We start from the raw sequence: 16,740 nt of genomic DNA, 5'->3' as shown, positions 1-16,740 counted from the left end.
GTTCATTTGAAGTTCGGTGCCACCATCCTCGACGCCGAGGGTCTTCGCCTGACGGCGGAGGAAAAGGCGTTTTTCCGTGACGTGAACCCCTTCGGGTTCATCCTCTTCGCACGCAACCTCGAGAGCGCCGACCAGATCCGCGCACTCTGTGCCGAGTTCCGCGACTGCGTGGGCCGCGAGGCGCCAATCACCATCGACCAGGAAGGCGGCCGCGTGCAACGCCTGCGCCCGCCGCTCGGGCGCCAGTGGCTGCCGCCGCTCGACCATGTGTCCCGCGCGGGCGAGGGGGCCGAACAGGCCATGTACCTGCGCTATCGCCTGATCGCCGACGAACTGCGCGGCCTCGGGATCGACAGCAACTGCGCCCCGATGGTCGATATCGCCGGGCCCGAGACCCACGATTTCCTCAAGAACCGCTGCTATGGCGATACGGCCGAAACCGTCGCGCGGCTGGGTCGGGCTGCCGCCGACGCGATGCTGGCGGGCGGGGTCCTGCCGGTGCTCAAGCACATTCCCGGGCACGGGCGCGCCACCGCCGACAGCCACTTCGACCTGCCGCACGTCGCGACCGACGCGGACACGCTCGCCGAGAGCGATTTCGCCACCTTCCGGATGCTGAACGACCTGCCGATGGGGATGACCGCGCACCTCGTTTACGACGCGATCGACCCCGACCCGGCGACCATTTCGCCCAAGGTGATGGGCCTGATCCGCGAACAGATCGGCTTTGACGGGCTGATCATGACCGACGATATCTCGATGAAGGCGCTCAAGGGCGATCTCGGCGACCTCTCCCGCCGCGCTATCGCCGCAGGCTGCGACGTGATCCTCCATTGTAACGGGACCCTGCCCGAGCGGATGGCCGTTGCCGAGGCCGCCGGAGAGATGACCGACACGGCGCAGGCCCGCGCAGAGGCGGCGATCGCCGCGCGGCAGGCGCCCGACGAACTTGACATTCCCGCAGCAGAGGCCGACCTTAGCCGACTGATGCGCGGGATGGTCTATGGCTGAGAACATCTTTCAGGAAGACACGGTTTCAGTTGCCGAACGGCTTGCGGCCGAGGCGCTGATCGTTGACGTCGACGGGTTCGAAGGCCCGCTCGACGTCCTCCTGATGCTGTCCCGCACCCAGAAGGTCGACCTGCGCAAGATCTCGGTGCTGCAACTGGCGCGCCAGTACCTCGCCTTTGTCGAGAAGGCCAAGCAGCTCCGGCTGGAACTGGCCGCCGACTACCTCGTGATGGCGGCCTGGCTCGCCTTCCTGAAATCCCGCCTGCTGCTGCCGCCGGACCCCACCGAGGATGGTCCCTCGGGCGAGGAACTCGCCGCGCACCTCGCGTTCCAGCTGGAACGCCTGCAGGCCATGCGCGATGCCGCCGCCCGGCTGATGGCGCGCGACCGGCTCGGGCGCGACTTCTTCGCCCGTGGCCAGAGCGAGGACGTGACCCGCATCCGCACGGTGAAATACACCGCGACCCTGTTGGACCTGATGCAGGGCTATGCCCGCATCCGCACCCGTGACGAGTTCCGCCCCTTCGTGATGGACCGGCACAACGTCTTTACCATGGAGCAGGCGCTGGAACGCATGCGCCCGATCATGGGCTACGCCACCGACTGGGCCGACATCCTGAGTTTCCTGCCCGAAGGGTGGGAGACGGATCCGGTGCGCCGGCGTTCGGCCACCGCGGCGACTTTTGCCGCCTCGCTCGAGCTGGTAAAGGAAGGCCACATGGAAATCCGGCAGTCCGAGACCTTCGCGCCGATACAGATACGCAAGAGAACGGATTGATAGTGAGCCAGGTCCCCGAAGAGCAGGAAGAAACGCTGTTCGAAGCACCGCCCATGGGCGAACAGGAACGCATGGTCGAGGCGGTGCTCTTTGCCAGCACCGAACCGGTGACCGTGCGCGATCTGGAAACCCGGATGCCGCACGGCTGCGACGCCGCCGAGGCGCTGGTCCGCCTGCGCAAGCGCTACGAGGGCAGGGGCGTCCGCGTGGTCAAGGTGGACGACGCCTGGGCGATCCGCACCGCGCCGGACCTCGGCTACCTGATGCAGAAGGAAACGGTCGAAACCCGCAAGCTGTCGCGTGCGGCGATCGAGACGCTGGCAATTATCGCCTATCACCAGCCGGTAACGCGCGCCGAAATCGAGGAAATCCGCGGTGTCTCCGTCTCGCGGGGGACCATCGACCAGCTGCTCGAGATGGAATGGATCCGCTTTGGCCGGCGCAAGATGACCCCGGGCCGCCCGGTAACATTCGTTGTCACCTCGGAGTTTCTGGACCACTTCGGGCTGGAAAACGCCCGCGACCTGCCCGGCCTCAAGGAACTGCGCGCCGCCGGCCTGCTGGAAAACCGCCCACCCCCGGGCGCCTTCTCGCTGGGCGAACGCGAAGAGGACGACGAGGAAGAGGCAACCTCCGGCCAATCGGAACTGTTCGAGGACTGACCGCCCCGCAAGGGCGAGTTGGGTCTTGGGGACGTGCGACGGCAGGTGCCTCGCGACGAGCGCTGGAGTGCGAGGGATTGTACCGCGCGACATGCACTGGGGGGGGGGGGACGGCAGCGCGCGATATGCGCTGAGGTGCAAGAGATGGCACCTCGCGCCGAGCGCTGAGGCGGAACTGGTAGCCCGCGTTGAGCGCAGGTGTCCTACTCCCGCATTGAGCGCTGGAGCGACTGATGCAAAGGTCGGCTCGTCTGGACGGTCTAGGCTGGGCAAGCGCTATTCAGGTCTGGCCAGGCGGGTCTGGGCCGTCCGTGAAACCCGGGCATGAGCTTTCAGTGAAGCGTCCCCTGGTGCAATCGCGATCAGTGGGGCCGGTCAAATGGCGCTGAGACCGGTCGGTCTGCTATGGAACCGTTCGCTCGCCTGTGCAACTGGACGCTCTCCTGTGGCACCTCTCGATCGCTTGTGGGATCTGTTGATCTCCTGTGAGACCTCCCGATTGCTTGTGGAACCTGTAGATCTCCTGTGAGACTGATCAATCTGCTGTAAGACGGGGACATCTGCCGTGCGTAGGTCCCGTCGCAATTACCGCTACGACGGCAACCCGCGATCCCACAAATCACGTCCGGTCCGGTATGACCCGTATGACCCGCGCCTGAGGGCAGGGCAGGGACCCGACCACAACTGATATTTCTCTAAGACCGGATGAGAACCGGCCCAATCCCATCTCCGCGCCCCGACCGATCAGCATGGACTAGGATGCTCTTCATAACTGGTCGGAGTAATTAACGTTACGTTCCGTATCTGAAAATAAGAAACGTTACGTATCGTTTATTCATAACGATACGTAACGTGCCTGTATTGGGCGAGATCTTCTCACCCGGGTCGACCGCCTCAGCGGACGACTTCAACGATGCGGCGACCTTCCGGTTCGACCAGCACGATGTGATCGTTGACGTTCACGTATTCGTACTGGGTCTCCGGCACCGGGTAGAGCGTCACATTGCCGGGAATGCCGGCGCCAACCACCACGTCACCATCGAGGTAGACCGGCTGGACCGGGTTCTGCTGGACGTAGGTCACCACCTGCGCCTGGGGGGCAACGGGGACGAGCGCAGAGCTCTGAACCGGGGCCAGCAGCACCTTGGGCGCGGGGTGGTAGAGCGTGGTCTTGTCGTCGATCCGCTCGGCCGTCGGCTGGCCCACCGGCACTTCGTAAAGCACCTGCGGCTGGGCCTCGCCCACCACGACCTGCTGACCCGGCTGCACGTTCAGATAGGACGACGAAGCCCAGCCGGACTGGCCATCATAGCTGACCTTGCACCAGCCAGAGGCGCTCACGCAGCTTTCGACGCTGACTTGTCCGGTGGAATGGATCACGTCGGTCACCGGGAACTCGGTGCCCGGGCCCGAACGCATGTTCAGGTCGGTGGTGGCCGTCGCAGTCACGGCGGCGGCGGCGGGGCCGGCAACGGCCAGCAGAATGGCGGTTGCGGTCAGGTTTCGCTTAAGAGTCATCAGATCTCTCCTTGCTGTTCACCATCGGACGGGCAGGGATGCCGTCCTTCCTGTGGACAAGAACAAGGAAAGGCCGCGTCCGGTTTCAGACGATCCTCTGAAAAGGTGAAAACCGGCGGATCGGCGCCGGTTTCGGGGGGTAAGCCGCGGGAATCGCCGGGTTTCGGCTCAGGCTGCTCGGAAGTGCTTGGAGAGCTTCAGGCCCTGTCCCTGGTAGTTCGAGGCGATGCCGGCGCCGTAGAGCTGGGTCGGAACCTCGGCCATGCGTTCGTAGACCAGCCGCCCGACGATCTGGCCGTCCTCCAGCACGAAGGGCGCCTCGTGGCAGCGCACCTCCAAAACCCCGCGCGACCCTGCGCCCCCGGCTTCGGCATGGCCAAAGCCCGGGTCGAAGAACCCGGCGTAATGGACGCGGAACTCGCCCACCATGGCAAGGTAGGGTGCCATCTCGGCGGCGTATTGCGGCGGGATGTGCACCGCCTCGCGGCTGACGAGGATGTAGAAGGCGCCCGGGTCCAGAATGATGCGGCCCTGGTCGCTGTGCACCTCTTCCCAGTAATCGCGCGGTGCGTACTGGCCGATGCGGTCAAGGTCGATGACGCCCGTGTGCGGCTTGGCCCGGTAGCCGACCAGCGTGGTGTCAGACAGCGCCAGATCGACGGAGAAGCCCAGACCCTCCTGGATCACGGCAGGGCCGTCCACCAGCGGCGTGCGGGCGTGCAGCCCGCGCAATTCGTCGTCCGAGAGCACGGCCTGACCCGAGCGGAACCGGATCTGGTTCAGCCGCATCCCGGGGCGCACCAGCACCGAGAACGAGCGCGGGCAGATCTCGGCATAGAGCGGTCCGGCGTATCCCTCGGGGATTCGGTCGAATTCCGCGCCGCCATCGGTGATGGTGCGGGTCAGCAGGTCCAGCCGCCCGGTCGAGCTCTTGGCGTTCGCCACCGCCTGAACTCCCTCGGGCAGGGCCAGCGATTCCATCAGGGGTACGACGTAGACACAGCCCTTTTCCAGCACGGCGCCGGCGCTCAGGTCGATACGGTGCATGGTGAATTCTTCAAGGCGCTCGGCCACGTTGCGGCCCTTGCCCGCAAGGAACGAGGCGCGGACACGATAGGCGGTGCGCCCCAGCCGCAGATCGAGGCTGGCAGGCTGCACCTGTCCCGCGACGACAGGCTCGGAGAGCCCGATCTCGCCGCGCGCGATCATGCCTTCGATGAACTGGTTGGGAAATACCCCGGTCACGCCACATCCTCCTGCATCTGCGGGATGGGCGTTCCTAGGCATCGTCGGTGTGATTTGGTCGGGCTAGCAGGACTCGAACCTGCGACCTTCCGTCCCCCAGACGGACGCGCTACCAGGCTGCGCCATAGCCCGACGATGGGCGTTACATACCTGTTTTGAAGCCGGGGACAAGAGGTAATCACCTCCTTTTTCCCGTCAGGAGACGCGGCGTGTGCCGGAACGGTCCAGCCAGTCCGCCAACTGGCCTGCAACAGGGGCCAGCCGCCGGGCTTCGGCGCCATCCAGGGCATAGATTTGGGCGATTCTGCTCAACAAACCGGGGCTCACGGCGATCTCGGATTCGCTCGGCGGATCGGGCGCGTCGACCACGCGGGCCCGGGGCGAAACCGATGCTTCGGGCGCCGAGGGCGCCTGTGTGGCCGCAGAGCGGATGAAAGCGGGCAGTTCGGGCTCCGGTTCGGCAACAGATTCGGGCGCCTCGTCGGCCTCTGCATCGGCCATCAGCTCATCCTCGGCCGGGACGAGGGCTCCGTCATCGGAATCAGTGTCCGCGGCAGGAAAGAGCGACTCGGCGGTCTCGGCCTCTTCCGGGGCCTCCTCGGACTCGGACGACTCATCAAAGAGGGTCGCCTGATCCACCGGTTCCAGCGGTTCGGGTGCGTCCTCCACGTCCGCAACCTCGTCGGCGGGCTCGGCCTCGAGGCTCCTGTCTGTCTCGACCGGCTCGAGCGCCTTGATCTCCGGCGCAGGCTCCGGCTCGTCCACCGGGGTGGCGGCGGAGGGCGCGATGAAGGGCACCACCGTCGCATCCACCGCGACCTCTGCGAAGTCGCTGTCGAGCGGCCGGGAGAGAGAGGAAACATGGGCAATGCCCTGTTCCCTAAGGATCTTCTGGGCGCCTTTGATGGTCATGCCGTCGTCGTGGAGCAGTTGGCGGATTCCGCCCAGAAGCAGCATGTCGGACGGGCGGTAATAGCGCCGCCCACCGGCGCGCTTCACGGGTTTGACCTGAGTGAACTTGCTTTCCCAGAACCGCAGGACATGGGCCTGAACGCCCAGCCAGTCCGCGACTTCGCTGATGGTGCGAAAGGCGTCGGGCGATTTGCTCATGACACGCGGTCCCGTTTACTTCTTGTTGCCGGCGGCAACACGGTCCTTCATGAGGTGGGACGGGCGGAAGGTCAGGACACGGCGGGGCTGGATCGGAACTTCTTCGCCGGTCTTGGGGTTTCGGCCAACGCGGGCCGACTTGTCACGCACGCTGAAAGTGCCGAAGGACGAGATCTTGACCTGCTCGCCCCGTACCAGCGCGTCGGACATGTGTTCCAGCATGCTCTCGACCAGCTGCGCACTTTCGTTGCGGGAGAGGCCGACTTCGCGAAAGACGGCTTCGCTCAGATCCATGCGTGTCAGAGTCTTCTCACTCATAACTTCCCCCTCTGCTGTTTCGGGTCAGCATAGGGCCAGCGCAAATTAACTGTCAATGTCAATGATTTGCGGGCTACCTTAAAGGCACTGCTATGCCGCGCAGGAATTACCAGCGCAGGACGACAGAGCCCCAGGCAAGCCCGCCGCCGATCGCTTCGGTGACGATCAGGTCGCCTTCCTTGATCTGGCCGCGCTGCTTTCCGACCGACAGGGCAAGCGGAATGGAGGCTGCCGAGGTGTTCCCGTGATCCTGCACGGTGACGACGACCTTGTCCATCGGCAGGCCCATCTTCTTGGCGGTGCCCTGGATGATCCGGATGTTGGCCTGATGCGGCACGATCCAGTCCACGTCATCGCTCGTCAGGTTGGCCTTGCCGAGAGAGATGTTGGCAGTGGAGGCGAGCTTCTCGACCGCGTGGCGGAAGACCTGGTTGCCCTGCATCCGCAGGTGCCCGGTCGACTGGGTCGAAACCCCGCCGTCGACATAGAGCAGGTCCTTGTAGCGCCCGTCGGAGTGCAAGTCGGTGGCGAGGATGCCCCGGTCGTCCGAGGTGCCGCCGCCCGGGCGGGCCTCCAGCACGAGGGCCCCGGCGCCATCGCCGAAGAGAACGCAGGTTGACCGGTCGCTCCAGTCCATGATCCGGCTGAAGGTCTCGGCCCCGATCACCAGCACCCGCTCGGCCTGACCAGAGGCGATCAGGGCATTGGCGTTGGCAAGGGCGTAGATGAACCCGGCGCAGACGGCCTGCACGTCAAAGGCAAAGCCGGTTTCCATCTCCAACTCGGCCTGCACCATGGTGGCAGCCGAGGGAAAGGTCAGGTCGGCGGTCGAGGTAGCGACGATGATGGTGTCGATCCGGTCCGCGCCGATCCCGGCATCGGCCAGGGCGGCACGCGCGGCATTGGCGGCCATCTGCGAGGTCGTCTCGCCCTCGGCGGCAAAGTGCCGGCGCTCGATTCCCGAGCGCGTGCGAATCCATTCGTCGGTCGTGTCGAGGGTCGCTTCGAACTCAGAATTGGGGACCACCCGCTCAGGGAGATAGTGGCCTACTCCGATAACAACCGCTCGCGTGGTCATGCCTGTCCTTCTTTTTCATCGCCGGCGTCCGTTTCGCCGAATTTTGCGGCATCTTGTGAAAGCTCGGCGGCGGATGCAACCCGCGCCGCGAGTTTTTCGCTGAAGCCCGACTCGGCCAGCCGGAAGGCCAGCTTGATGGCGGCCGAAACGCCCGTGGCGTCGGCGCTGCCATGCGATTTCACGATGGTGCCGTTCAGCCCCAGAAACACCCCGCCGTTCACTCGGCGCGGGTCGATCCGCTTCTTCAGGCGGCGCAGCGAGGTGATGGCGAGAATCGATGCCAGCCGTGACAGGGGCGAGTACTGGAACGCCTCGCGCAGCGCGTCGCCGATCATCCCGGCGGTGCCTTCGCCCGTCTTGATCGCCACGTTGCCGGTAAACCCGTCGGTCACGATCACGTCGGCGACATCGCCGGCGAGGTCCGTGCCCTCGACGAATCCCACGAAGTCAAAGCTGCTGCTCTCGGCCACGCGCGAGATCAGCGCATGCGCGTCCTTCAGCTCCTGCCGGCCCTTGTGCTCCTCGGTGCCCACGTTCAGCAGGCCGATGCGGGGGCGGGCAAGGTTCATGCCGTTGCGGGCGTAGGAGGTGCCCATCAGGGCGAACTGCAGCAGGTCCTGCGCGTCGGCGCGCACATCGGCGCCCACGTCGAGCATGACGTTGAACCCCTGCGGATTGCGCGAGGGCCAGAGAATGGCAATGGCGGGACGGTTCACGCCGGGCAGGCGCCTGAGCCGGATCATCGACAGCGCCATCAGCGCGCCGGTATTGCCGCAGGACACGGCGGCCTTCGCCTCACCCGTCCGGACCGACTCGATGGCCGACCACATGGAGGTGCCCTTGCCGTGGCGGACCACCTGGCTCGGCTTGTCCTCCATCGTCACCACGTCGGCGGCGTCACAATAGCTTACGCGCCCCGCGAGGCTGCGCCTGCGCGAGACAAGGGGTTCCAGCTCGGCCCGGGGGCCGTGCAGGACAAACCCGATGTTCGGGTTCTTGCGTGCGGATTCGTCCATGCCGGCGATGACGGTGGTTGCACCGGCATCGCCACCCATGGCGTCGACCGAGATGATGATACGGCCGTCGGACGTATCGGCCTGGGAAGTCGGCTGTTCAGGCTGGGCTGTCATTGTAGGATGGCCCGCCGCCTTAATTTATGCCGCGTCTTCGTCCAGGTCGATTTCTTCCGCCTGCGCTACGATCTCTTTGTCATCGTAGTGGCCGCAGGATGCACAGATGTGGTGCGGGCGTTTCAGCTCGCCACAGTTCGGGCATTCGTTGGGGTTTGCCGCAACCAGGGCGTCATGTGCGCGGCGGTTGTTGCGGCGCGATTTCGATACTTTGTTCTGTTGGACAGCCATGTCTCAACCTTTATCTCGTTACGTCGGCGGGCGGTCCCGGCGACTTGTGTTTCCATTCTTCGGGCGCGTGTCGCGGCGTGACGTGCGTTTAGGGCCAAGGCCCCGCGTTGTCCAACCAAAAATCCGATGAGCGCGCGAAAATACTGCGAATCCCGTTCCGTGCAAGCGCTTTTTGGCGGGACGTTCCGTCGCGGTAGTGCCGCGAAGGTCTACTCCTCCTTCTTCAGCGAGTCGCGAAGCGCTGCCAGACCGGCAAAGGGCTTGGCCTCCTCGTCGGTCATGGGCGTGATGCCCGGACCTGCAAAGGACGCGTCGCCCGATCCGACCCCTTCCTTGCGCGGATAGAGCGGCAATGCAAGGGCCAGCGCCTCGACCATGACCTGACCGGGGTCGATGACCGACCCCAGCTGCTCCTGGGTGTCGTCTTCCGGCATCTCGACTTCCTCGCCCTCGGGCTCGGGCATCTCGGCCAGGTAGGTCCGCGTGACCTCGGTGTCGATCCGGGTCGTCACCGGCTCCAGCGTGACCACGCAGGGCTGCACGACCGTCGCGCCAAGCTGCCCGGTCAGTACCCAGTCGCGGCGCCCCTGACCGGCGATCTGGCCGGAGAAGGAGAGCTTGCGCAGCCCGAGAAGTCCAAGCTCCTCGGCGAGGGCCGACAGTTCCGCCGCATCGGGGCGGAGTTCGAAGGGGGTTGACCTGTTCTGCGCCAGGTCGGCGACCCGGAAGGGCTGGGTGGTGGGCATGGCGGAACTTTCGTTTCTTGAACCGGTGGCGCGGAGCCGCTAATCGGGATAGAAGCCGGTCAAGGCCAAGGCAAGAGGGCAAGAATGAGTGGTATCGTGACTTCGTGGACCGTGGTGCGCCGCATGGTGCTGATGGGACTGGTGGCCCTGACCTGCACGGCCTGTATCTCCACCTACCGCAAATTCGGTTATGTGCCCACCCCGTCGGAACTGTCCGAGATCCAGGTCGGCAAGGACACCCGCGAGACCGTGTTCCAGGCCATCGGCTCGCCCGGTGCCTCGGGCGTCCTCAAGGAAAGCGGCTATTACTACATCGCCAGCCGGATGCGCTATTACGGCGCCACCGAGCCCAAGCTGGTCAACCGCGAACTGGTGGCGATCAGCTTCGACAGCCGCGGTGTGGTCAGCGGGGTCGAGCGTTACGGCCTCGAGGACGGCCGGGTGATCCCGCTGGAGCACCGGGTCACCGACAACGGCGAATCCGACCGTACCTTCATCCAGCAGCTGCTGCGTAACATAGGGCGCATCAACCCCGGCGATTTCGCCCAGGAGTAAGGCGGCGCGCGGCGGTCACGCCGCGCCTCTTCCGGGTCATGCCCCTGTCATAACTTGTGCGTAGAAGGCCGCAGACCTACTGTAACAGGTATCGTCTCGTGGAGGCCCCATGTTGCGCAAGATGTCCCTTCTGACCAGAGGCCGCTACAGCGCACGGCTGGCGGAGACCTCCGAGGATCTCGCCGCGGCGCAGGCCCTGCGCACGCTGGCCTTCCGCACCACCGGCCCCGACCGCGACCGTTTTGACCGCGAATGCGCGCATGTGCTGGTGCACGAGGTGCGCAGCGGCACACTGGTCTGCTGCTTCCGGATGCTGGTGCTCGAAGGCGGGGCCGAGGTCGGCCGCAGCTACTCCGCGCAGTTCTACGGGCTCGAGGCGCTTGCCGGGTTCGAGGGCCGCATGGTCGAGATGGGCCGCTTCTGCATCCACCCCAATTGGAAGGACCCCGACATCCTGCGCGTCGCCTGGGGCGCGATGACCGGATTCGTCGACGACAACGGCATCGGCATGTTGTTCGGCTGCTCCTCCTTCGCCGGGACCGAGACCGAGGACTATCTCGACGCCTTCGCAATGCTCAAGGCCCGCCACCTCGCGCCCAAGCGCTGGTGGCCCAAGGTCAAGGCGGGCGAGGTCTTCCGCTATGCCGCACGGCTGCGGCGCAAGCCCGACGCGAAGAAGGCCATGCTGCGGATGCCGCCGCTGCTGCGCACCTACCTGATGATGGGCGGCTGGGTCAGCGATCACGCCGTGGTGGACCGGCAGCTGAACACCCTCCACGTTTTCACCGGGCTCGAAATCGGGGCGATTCCCCCGGCGCGCAAACGTCTGCTGCGGGCAGTGGCCGGGTAGAGTCGCGTATTTGCCGAAAGAAGATGGGGCCGCCGCGCGCGCCCCGTTGACGTTGCGCGGGCGCAGGGATAGCTCGCCCATATGGCACGTATACCTCTTCTCCAGCTGAACGGGATCTCGCTCACCTTCGGGGGCGACCCGGTGTTTTCCGACCTCGACCTGGTGGTTCACCAGGGCGACCGCGTGGCGCTTGTCGGGCGCAACGGATCGGGCAAATCCACCCTGATGAAGGTGATGGCGCGGCTGGTCGATCCCGACCGCGGCGAGGTCATCCTGCCGGCGGGCTTCTCCGTCGGCTACATGGAGCAGGACCCCGACATGTCGGGCTGCGAGACGCTGGGCGAATTCGCCTCGATGGGGCTGGAACCGGGCGAACTCTACAAGGTCGAGCGCGCGGGCGAGGGGCTCAAGTTCGACCCCGACCGCCCCGTCGCCACCGCTTCGGGCGGGGAACGGCGGCGCGCGGCGCTGGCCGGTCTGATGGCGCGTGCGCCCGACCTGATGCTGCTGGACGAACCGACCAACCACCTCGACATCGAGGCCATCGAATGGCTCGAGAACGAACTCAAGGCGACCCGGGCGGCCTTCGTGCTGATCTCGCACGACCGCGCCTTCCTGCGGAACCTGACGCGCGCGACCCTCTGGATCGACCGGGGCCAGGTGCGGCGGCAGGAGAAGGGATTCGAGGCCTTCGAGGGCTGGCGCGATCAGGTCTGGGAGGAAGAGGACATGCAGCGCCACAAGCTCAATCGCCTCATCAAGTCCGAGGCCCGTTGGGCCGTGGAAGGCATCAGTGCGCGCCGCAAGCGGAATCAGGGCAGGGTGCGGGCCCTCGCCGATCTGCGCGCCGAACGGGCCTCGCAGATTCGCCGCAAGGGCACGGCTGACCTCGCGCTCGAATCCGGGCCCAAGTCGGGCAAGAAGGTGATCGTCGCCGAGGGCGTGAGCAAGACCTTCGGCGACAAGCAGATCGTCAAGGGCTTCTCGCTGGCCGTGGAACGCGGCGACCGCGTGGCCTTTGTGGGCCCCAACGGCGTGGGCAAGACCACGCTGCTGAAGTTGCTGCTGGGGCAGGAGGCGCCCGACGAGGGCAGCATCCGGCTTGGCACCAACCTCGAGATCGCCGTTTTCGATCAGGCGCGGGCTCAGCTCGACCCGAACATGTCGCTCTGGGAATCGCTGACCGGCGAACCGGACATGCGCGTGAGCGGGCAGGCGGACCAGGTTATGGTGCGCGGAGCACCGCGCCACGTGGTCGGCTATCTCAAGGACTTCCTCTTCGACGAGGCGCAGGCGCGCGCCGCGGTCAAGTCGCTCTCGGGCGGCGAGAAGGCGCGGCTGTTGCTGGCCAAGCTGATGGCCCGGCAGAGCAACCTGCTGGTGCTGGACGAACCGACCAACGACCTCGACGTCGAAACCCTCGACCTCCTGCAGGAGGTGCTGGACGACTACGACGGCACCGTTCTGCTGGTCAGCCACGACCGGGATTTCCTTGACCGTGTGGCCACCGCCACCGTGGCGATGGAGGGTGATGGCAACGCCGTCGTCTACGCAGGCGGCTGGACCGACTACGTCAGCCAGCGCGGCCCGCGCGAGGTGAAAACCGAAGAGAAAACAAAGCCAAGCGAGCAGAAGGTAAAGCAGGAGGCGAAGAAGAAGGCCGGCTTGTCCTTTACCGAAAAGCACCGGCTCGAAGCGCTGCCGGACGAGATCGCGCGGCTGGAGGCCGAGATCGCCAAGCTGGAACAGCTGATGGCCGACCCGGAGCTCTTCACCCGCGAACCGGTCAAGTTCCGCAAGGCGACCGAGGCCCTCGTCGAGCGGCAGGAAAAGCTCTCGGCGGCCGAGGAGGAATGGCTCCTGCTCGAGGAAAAGGCCGAGGGCTGAATTTAGGTCCGCATCGGGGTCACATCCGATGCAGGTCCAGCCGCGCGAGGGGGCCGAGGCTGCGCCCCAGTGGCGGCCACCAGCCCCATGTCCCCCCAAGCCGGCGCAACTCCGCCCCGGTCCCGAGCTTGAACCGCGCCAGCCCCGCGCCGCGCTGCATGTCGATGGGCCCGAGATCGAGCCGGCTGTGTCCCTCGGCGCGCAGCCACAGCATCGCCTCCCACAGCAGAAGGGTGTGCGCCGACAGCGCCCGCCCGCGCGCGCTGGTCTGGCCGATCTGGTAGGTCGCCGCGCCCCCGTGGCGAAGGAACAGCATCGCGGCCACGGTCTCGCCACGCTCCCGCGCCGCAAAGATCACGCATTGCCCCGGGTTCACCGCGCCATAGGCAAGGATCAGCGCCAGCGGCCATGTCCGATATCCTCGCCGGGCCTGCATCTCGGCCTCGGCACGGAACAACCAGTGGCGCGCAGACCCATCCGGCCCCTCGCGCGCCACCCGCAGCCCCTGACGCTCCGCATGGCCAAGGCGATTGCGCCATTTCGGGAGCAGCCCGGCCCGCAGCGCCTCGGGCTCCGGGCGCAGATCCAGTTCGGCAACGGTGGCCGGTGTCATCAGCGGCACCGCGCCGATCTCGCGCAGGTCCGGTGCAGGGGCATCCGGCCCCAGCAGCAGCGGCACGCGGGCCAGTGCCGAGTCCATCACGATACGCCGTATGTCCCCGGCCGGGTGGGCCGCGCGCGAGATCATGGCGAGGGGCAGGCCACCGGGCAGACGGCGCAGCATGGCGAGGGGCCCCGAGGGTCCGCCGGGGCGCAGCGTGGCCTGCCCGCAAGCGGCCAGCGCCGCCGCGAACTGCGGATGCTGCTGAAGGGGGACCGGGCGAGGGGGAGGAGGGCCGGAATCATCCATGCCCCCGTTTACCCGATGTTAACCTAACGCATGGTTAACTGATCGCATGACAAGACGAAGCCTGCCACTCACGAAAGAAGCCGCCGCACCGCGTCCGACGCGGGCGGCGGCCCTGTTGCTGGCGACCGGGCTCTCGCTCCCGGTCTTCCTGTTGCTCTCGCTGGCGGAACGCTGGCTGCTTTAGCCCGCCAGCTTGACCAGCGCGTGGCGCTTCTTGCCCGCGGTCAGCTTGATCGGCGAGGACAGCGCCGCCGCGTCGAGCATCAGCCCGGCGTCGGTCAGCGGTGCATCATCCATGCGTGCGCCATTCTCGGCGATCAGCCGCTTGGCCTCCTTGCCGGACTTGGCAAGGCCCGCGCGCACGATCACCTGCACGATCGAGATGCCCTCGGCCACCTCGGCCGCGGTCAGGTCCAGCGTCGGCAGATCGTCCCCGATGCCACCTTTCTCGAAGACCTCGCGCGCGGTCGCTTCGGCGGCTGCCGCAGCCTCGGCCCCGTGGCAGAGCGCGGTGACCTCGTTGGCAAGGATGATCTTCGCCTCGTTGATCTCCGACCCCGCCAGCGCCGCCAGCCGGTCGCACTCGTCCACCGGCAGTTCGGTGTAGAGCTTGAGGAACCGGCCCACGTCGGCATCGGTGGTGTTGCGCCAGAACTGCCAGAACTCGTAGGGCGACAACATGTCGGCGTTCAGCCACATGGCACCGCCCTGGCTCTTGCCCATCTTGCGCCCGTCCGAGGTGGTCAGCAGCGGCGATGTCAGCCCGTAAATCTCGTGGTCCAGCACCCGCCGGGTCAGGTCGATCCCGTTGATGATGTTGCCCCACTGGTCCGAGCCGCCCATCTGCAGGATGCAGCCATAGCGCCGGTTCAGCTCGAGGAAGTCATAGGCCTGCAGGATCATGTAGTTGAACTCGAGAAAGCTCAGTGACTGCTCGCGGTCCAGCCGCGATTTCACCGACTCGAACGACAGCATCCGGTTCACCGAGAAATGCCGCCCGATGTCACGCAGGAATTCGAGGTAGTTCAGATCGTCGAGCCACTCGGCATTGTTCAGCATGATCGCGTCCGAGGCCCCGTCGCCATAGGCGAGGTATTTGGCAAAGACGTTCTTCATGCTGGCGATGTTGTCGTCGATCGCCGCCGGCGTCAGCAGCGGGCGCTCGTCCGACCGGAACGAGGGGTCGCCCACCTTGGTGGTGCCCCCGCCCATCAGCGTGATCGGCTTGTGCCCGGTTTTCTGGAACCAGCGCAGCATCATGATGTTCAGCAGATGGCCGACGTGCAGCGACTTGGCGGTCGCGTCGTAGCCGATATAGGCAGGCCGGCCCGGCACCATCAAAGCCTCGTCGAGACCCTGATAATCGGTGCAGTCGGCGAGATAGCCGCGTTCCATCATGATGGCGATGAAATCCGATTTGGGGTGGTAGGTCATGGCTTGCCTCCGGTTGAAATTCAGGGTGAACGTATAGGCGGCAGTGCAGCGAAGGAAAAGGCCAATGAATAAGGCCATAGGGGCGTCCGGACCGGTTCGGGCGCTGGGGGCGATGAGCGGCACCTCGCTAGACGGGGTGGATGCGGCGGTGGTGGTCACGGATGGCCACAGGATCATCGAGTTCGGCGAGAGCGGATACCGGCCCTACACGGTCGAGGAACGCTCGATCCTGCGCGCAGGCCTCGGGCGCTGGTCGGGGCCCGAGGTGACGCTCGCGGGCGACGTGATCGACGTGGCCCACTTCGAGGCGCTGAAGGGTTTTGACGGCATCGACATCGTCGGATTCCACGGCCAGACCCTTGCGCACGAGCCGCGCGGGCGCGGCACGCTTCAGGTCGGCGACGGCGCCGCACTGGCCGAGGGGCTGGGGCGGCCGGTGGTCTGGGATTTCCGCACCGACGACGTCAAGATGGGCGGCGAGGGCGCGCCGCTCGCCCCCTTCTTCCATTTCGCCTGCGCCAAGTGGATGGGCACCACCGCGCCGGTCTGCTTCCTCAACCTCGGCGGCGTCGCCAACATCACCTATGTCGATCCCTCGTTCGAGCGCCCGGAAACCCCGGGCGCGCTGCTCGCCTTCGACACCGGCCCGGCCAACGCCCCGGTCAACGACCTGGTGCAGGCCCGCCTCGGCCTCGAGATGGACGAGGGCGGGCGCATCGCCTCCACCGGCACGGTGGAAGAGGGCGCGCTCGAACTGTTTCTCGCCGAACCCTACTTCGCGCGCATGCCGCCCAAGTCGCTGGACCGAAACGATTTCTCCGAGATGATCGGCCTCGTCGGCGAGCTGGACGATGCCGATGCCGCCGCCACCCTCACCGCGATGATCGCCGCCGGGGTGGCGCAGGGCATGGAACATTGCCCCACCGCGCCCGAGCGCGTGCTGGTCACCGGCGGCGGGCGGCACAACCCGGTGCTGATGCAGATGCTGTCGGTCAGCCTCGACTGCCCCGTGGTCCCGGTCGAAGAGGCGGGCCTCGACGGCGACATGCTCGAGGCGCAGGCCTTTGCCCACCTCGCCGTGCGCGTCGCGCGCGGCCTGCCGACCTCCTGCCCGGGCACCACCGGCGTGCGCGCTGCGGTCGGCGGCGGGATCGTGTCGCGGCCCGAGCGCTGAACCCCATTGTGGCGAACGTGGCGGATGACGTGCCCTGAGTATTTGGAGAGAAAAGATGGGCAGAGGGCGCTCCCCTGATCCCATCTTTTCTTCTCAAATACTC

The 16,740-nt window shown here is 66.2% G+C and carries 18 protein-coding genes and 1 tRNA gene; 8 read left to right on the top strand and 11 right to left on the bottom strand.

Annotated features, from left to right (window positions below):
• Positions 1-6 precede the first annotated feature (6 nt).
• From nagZ to scpB, 3 genes are read left to right on the top strand one after another with little or no spacing between them, the layout of a single operon-like run.
• On the top strand, positions 7-1,011 hold the full coding sequence (gene nagZ / locus DDT93_RS18240; RefSeq protein WP_109467315.1) for a beta-N-acetylhexosaminidase: 1,005 nt from the start codon (positions 7-9) through the stop codon (positions 1,009-1,011).
• Positions 1,004-1,789 (top strand): segregation and condensation protein A, encoded by a 786-nt coding sequence (locus DDT93_RS18235; RefSeq protein ID WP_109467314.1) that lies wholly within the window; start codon positions 1,004-1,006, stop codon positions 1,787-1,789. The genes nagZ and DDT93_RS18235 overlap by 8 nt, the downstream gene beginning before the upstream one ends.
• Before the next feature lie 53 nt (positions 1,790-1,842).
• Positions 1,843-2,451, top strand: a complete 609-nt coding sequence (gene scpB, locus DDT93_RS18230; protein WP_109467548.1) for an SMC-Scp complex subunit ScpB — start codon at positions 1,843-1,845, stop codon at positions 2,449-2,451.
• A gap of 894 nt (positions 2,452-3,345) precedes the next feature.
• Here scpB and DDT93_RS18225 read toward each other — a convergent pair.
• The 9 genes from DDT93_RS18225 to DDT93_RS18185 form a co-directional block, all read right to left on the bottom strand.
• A complete protein-coding gene (locus DDT93_RS18225; RefSeq protein WP_109467313.1) occupies positions 3,346-3,969 on the bottom strand; it encodes a DUF1236 domain-containing protein in 624 nt (207 codons plus the stop codon).
• 168 nt (positions 3,970-4,137) lie between these two features.
• Entirely contained in the window at positions 4,138-5,214 is a 1,077-nt protein-coding gene (locus DDT93_RS18220; RefSeq protein ID WP_109467312.1) for a 2'-deoxycytidine 5'-triphosphate deaminase, read from the bottom strand.
• A 55-nt stretch (positions 5,215-5,269) separates the two neighbouring features.
• Positions 5,270-5,346 (bottom strand) — tRNA-Pro (locus DDT93_RS18215).
• A gap of 63 nt (positions 5,347-5,409) precedes the next feature.
• Complete coding sequence (locus DDT93_RS18210; protein WP_109467311.1) at positions 5,410-6,324, bottom strand: MerR family transcriptional regulator; 915 nt, start codon at positions 6,322-6,324, stop codon at positions 5,410-5,412.
• A gap of 15 nt (positions 6,325-6,339) precedes the next feature.
• The gene (gene ihfA, locus DDT93_RS18205) at positions 6,340-6,642 is read right to left on the bottom strand and encodes an integration host factor subunit alpha (protein WP_109467310.1); all 303 of its coding nucleotides are present in this window, start codon (positions 6,640-6,642) and stop codon (positions 6,340-6,342) included.
• A 106-nt stretch (positions 6,643-6,748) separates the two neighbouring features.
• Complete coding sequence (locus DDT93_RS18200) at positions 6,749-7,720, bottom strand: beta-ketoacyl-ACP synthase III (RefSeq protein ID WP_109467309.1); 972 nt, start codon at positions 7,718-7,720, stop codon at positions 6,749-6,751.
• Entirely contained in the window at positions 7,717-8,850 is a 1,134-nt protein-coding gene (gene plsX, locus DDT93_RS18195; RefSeq protein ID WP_109467308.1) for a phosphate acyltransferase PlsX, read from the bottom strand. The genes DDT93_RS18200 and plsX overlap by 4 nt, the downstream gene beginning before the upstream one ends.
• A 24-nt stretch (positions 8,851-8,874) precedes the next feature.
• Positions 8,875-9,081 (bottom strand): 50S ribosomal protein L32, encoded by a 207-nt coding sequence (gene rpmF, locus DDT93_RS18190; protein WP_109467307.1) that lies wholly within the window; start codon positions 9,079-9,081, stop codon positions 8,875-8,877.
• A gap of 209 nt (positions 9,082-9,290) precedes the next feature.
• Positions 9,291-9,827 (bottom strand): YceD family protein, encoded by a 537-nt coding sequence (locus DDT93_RS18185; protein WP_109467306.1) that lies wholly within the window; start codon positions 9,825-9,827, stop codon positions 9,291-9,293.
• A gap of 84 nt (positions 9,828-9,911) precedes the next feature.
• Here DDT93_RS18185 and DDT93_RS18180 point away from each other — a divergent pair, with 84 nt between their 5' ends.
• From DDT93_RS18180 to DDT93_RS18170, 3 genes are all read left to right on the top strand, one after another.
• Positions 9,912-10,382, top strand: coding sequence for an outer membrane protein assembly factor BamE (locus DDT93_RS18180; RefSeq protein ID WP_109467305.1), 471 nt, complete (start codon positions 9,912-9,914; stop codon positions 10,380-10,382).
• A gap of 109 nt (positions 10,383-10,491) precedes the next feature.
• The gene (locus tag DDT93_RS18175) at positions 10,492-11,232 is read left to right on the top strand and encodes a GNAT family N-acetyltransferase (protein WP_408607946.1); all 741 of its coding nucleotides are present in this window, start codon (positions 10,492-10,494) and stop codon (positions 11,230-11,232) included.
• 81 nt (positions 11,233-11,313) lie between these two features.
• The gene (locus tag DDT93_RS18170) at positions 11,314-13,119 is read left to right on the top strand and encodes an ABC-F family ATP-binding cassette domain-containing protein (protein WP_109467304.1); all 1,806 of its coding nucleotides are present in this window, start codon (positions 11,314-11,316) and stop codon (positions 13,117-13,119) included.
• Positions 13,120-13,138: 19 nt separating this feature from the next.
• Here DDT93_RS18170 and DDT93_RS18165 read toward each other — a convergent pair whose 3' ends face one another.
• A complete protein-coding gene (locus DDT93_RS18165) occupies positions 13,139-14,029 on the bottom strand; it encodes a GNAT family N-acetyltransferase (RefSeq protein WP_109467303.1) in 891 nt (296 codons plus the stop codon).
• A 46-nt stretch (positions 14,030-14,075) separates the two neighbouring features.
• Here DDT93_RS18165 and DDT93_RS26770 point away from each other — a divergent pair, with 46 nt between their 5' ends.
• Positions 14,076-14,213: a hypothetical protein gene (locus DDT93_RS26770; RefSeq protein WP_198654907.1), complete on the top strand. Its 138-nt coding sequence runs from the start codon at positions 14,076-14,078 to the stop codon at positions 14,211-14,213.
• On the opposite strand, the gene tyrS is transcribed toward DDT93_RS26770, so the two are convergent.
• Complete coding sequence (tyrS, locus tag DDT93_RS18160; protein ID WP_109467302.1) at positions 14,210-15,463, bottom strand: tyrosine--tRNA ligase; 1,254 nt, start codon at positions 15,461-15,463, stop codon at positions 14,210-14,212. The genes DDT93_RS26770 and tyrS overlap by 4 nt on opposite strands.
• A gap of 64 nt (positions 15,464-15,527) precedes the next feature.
• On the opposite strand from tyrS, the gene DDT93_RS18155 reads away from it, so the two are divergent.
• Positions 15,528-16,637 carry an anhydro-N-acetylmuramic acid kinase gene (locus tag DDT93_RS18155; protein ID WP_109467301.1) on the top strand — a complete coding sequence of 370 codons (1,110 nt, stop codon included), beginning with the start codon at positions 15,528-15,530 and terminating at the stop codon, positions 16,635-16,637.
• Positions 16,638-16,740: the final 103 nt, after the last annotated feature.

This window comes from Albibacillus kandeliae (genome assembly GCF_003116585.1).
Classification (GTDB): Bacteria; Pseudomonadota; Alphaproteobacteria; order Rhodobacterales; family Rhodobacteraceae; genus Albibacillus; species Albibacillus kandeliae.
The sequence above is the reverse complement of the archived record's forward strand: the minus strand, read 5'-3'. Positions and strand labels throughout refer to the sequence as shown.

What these genes read in the sequence shown, in the direction of transcription:
- DDT93_RS18235 (WP_109467314.1), top strand. Translation starts at nt 1,004, where the DNA reads ATGGCTGAGAACATCTTTCAGGAAGACACGGTTTCAGTTGCCGAACGG.
- scpB (WP_109467548.1), top strand. Translation starts at nt 1,843, where the DNA reads ATGGGCGAACAGGAACGCATGGTCGAGGCGGTGCTCTTTGCCAGCACC.
- DDT93_RS18225 (WP_109467313.1), bottom strand. Translation starts at nt 3,969, where the DNA reads ATGACTCTTAAGCGAAACCTGACCGCAACCGCCATTCTGCTGGCCGTT.
- DDT93_RS18210 (WP_109467311.1), bottom strand. Translation starts at nt 6,324, where the DNA reads ATGAGCAAATCGCCCGACGCCTTTCGCACCATCAGCGAAGTCGCGGAC.
- ihfA (WP_109467310.1), bottom strand. Translation starts at nt 6,642, where the DNA reads ATGAGTGAGAAGACTCTGACACGCATGGATCTGAGCGAAGCCGTCTTT.
- DDT93_RS18200 (WP_109467309.1), bottom strand. Translation starts at nt 7,720, where the DNA reads ATGACCACGCGAGCGGTTGTTATCGGAGTAGGCCACTATCTCCCTGAG.
- plsX (WP_109467308.1), bottom strand. Translation starts at nt 8,850, where the DNA reads ATGACAGCCCAGCCTGAACAGCCGACTTCCCAGGCCGATACGTCCGAC.
- rpmF (WP_109467307.1), bottom strand. Translation starts at nt 9,081, where the DNA reads ATGGCTGTCCAACAGAACAAAGTATCGAAATCGCGCCGCAACAACCGC.
- DDT93_RS18185 (WP_109467306.1), bottom strand. Translation starts at nt 9,827, where the DNA reads ATGCCCACCACCCAGCCCTTCCGGGTCGCCGACCTGGCGCAGAACAGG.
- DDT93_RS18180 (WP_109467305.1), top strand. Translation starts at nt 9,912, where the DNA reads ATGAGTGGTATCGTGACTTCGTGGACCGTGGTGCGCCGCATGGTGCTG.
- DDT93_RS18175 (WP_408607946.1), top strand. Translation starts at nt 10,492, where the DNA reads ATGTTGCGCAAGATGTCCCTTCTGACCAGAGGCCGCTACAGCGCACGG.
- DDT93_RS18170 (WP_109467304.1), top strand. Translation starts at nt 11,314, where the DNA reads ATGGCACGTATACCTCTTCTCCAGCTGAACGGGATCTCGCTCACCTTC.
- DDT93_RS18165 (WP_109467303.1), bottom strand. Translation starts at nt 14,029, where the DNA reads ATGGATGATTCCGGCCCTCCTCCCCCTCGCCCGGTCCCCCTTCAGCAG.
- DDT93_RS26770 (WP_198654907.1), top strand. Translation starts at nt 14,076, where the DNA reads ATGACAAGACGAAGCCTGCCACTCACGAAAGAAGCCGCCGCACCGCGT.
- tyrS (WP_109467302.1), bottom strand. Translation starts at nt 15,463, where the DNA reads ATGACCTACCACCCCAAATCGGATTTCATCGCCATCATGATGGAACGC.
- DDT93_RS18155 (WP_109467301.1), top strand. Translation starts at nt 15,528, where the DNA reads ATGAATAAGGCCATAGGGGCGTCCGGACCGGTTCGGGCGCTGGGGGCG.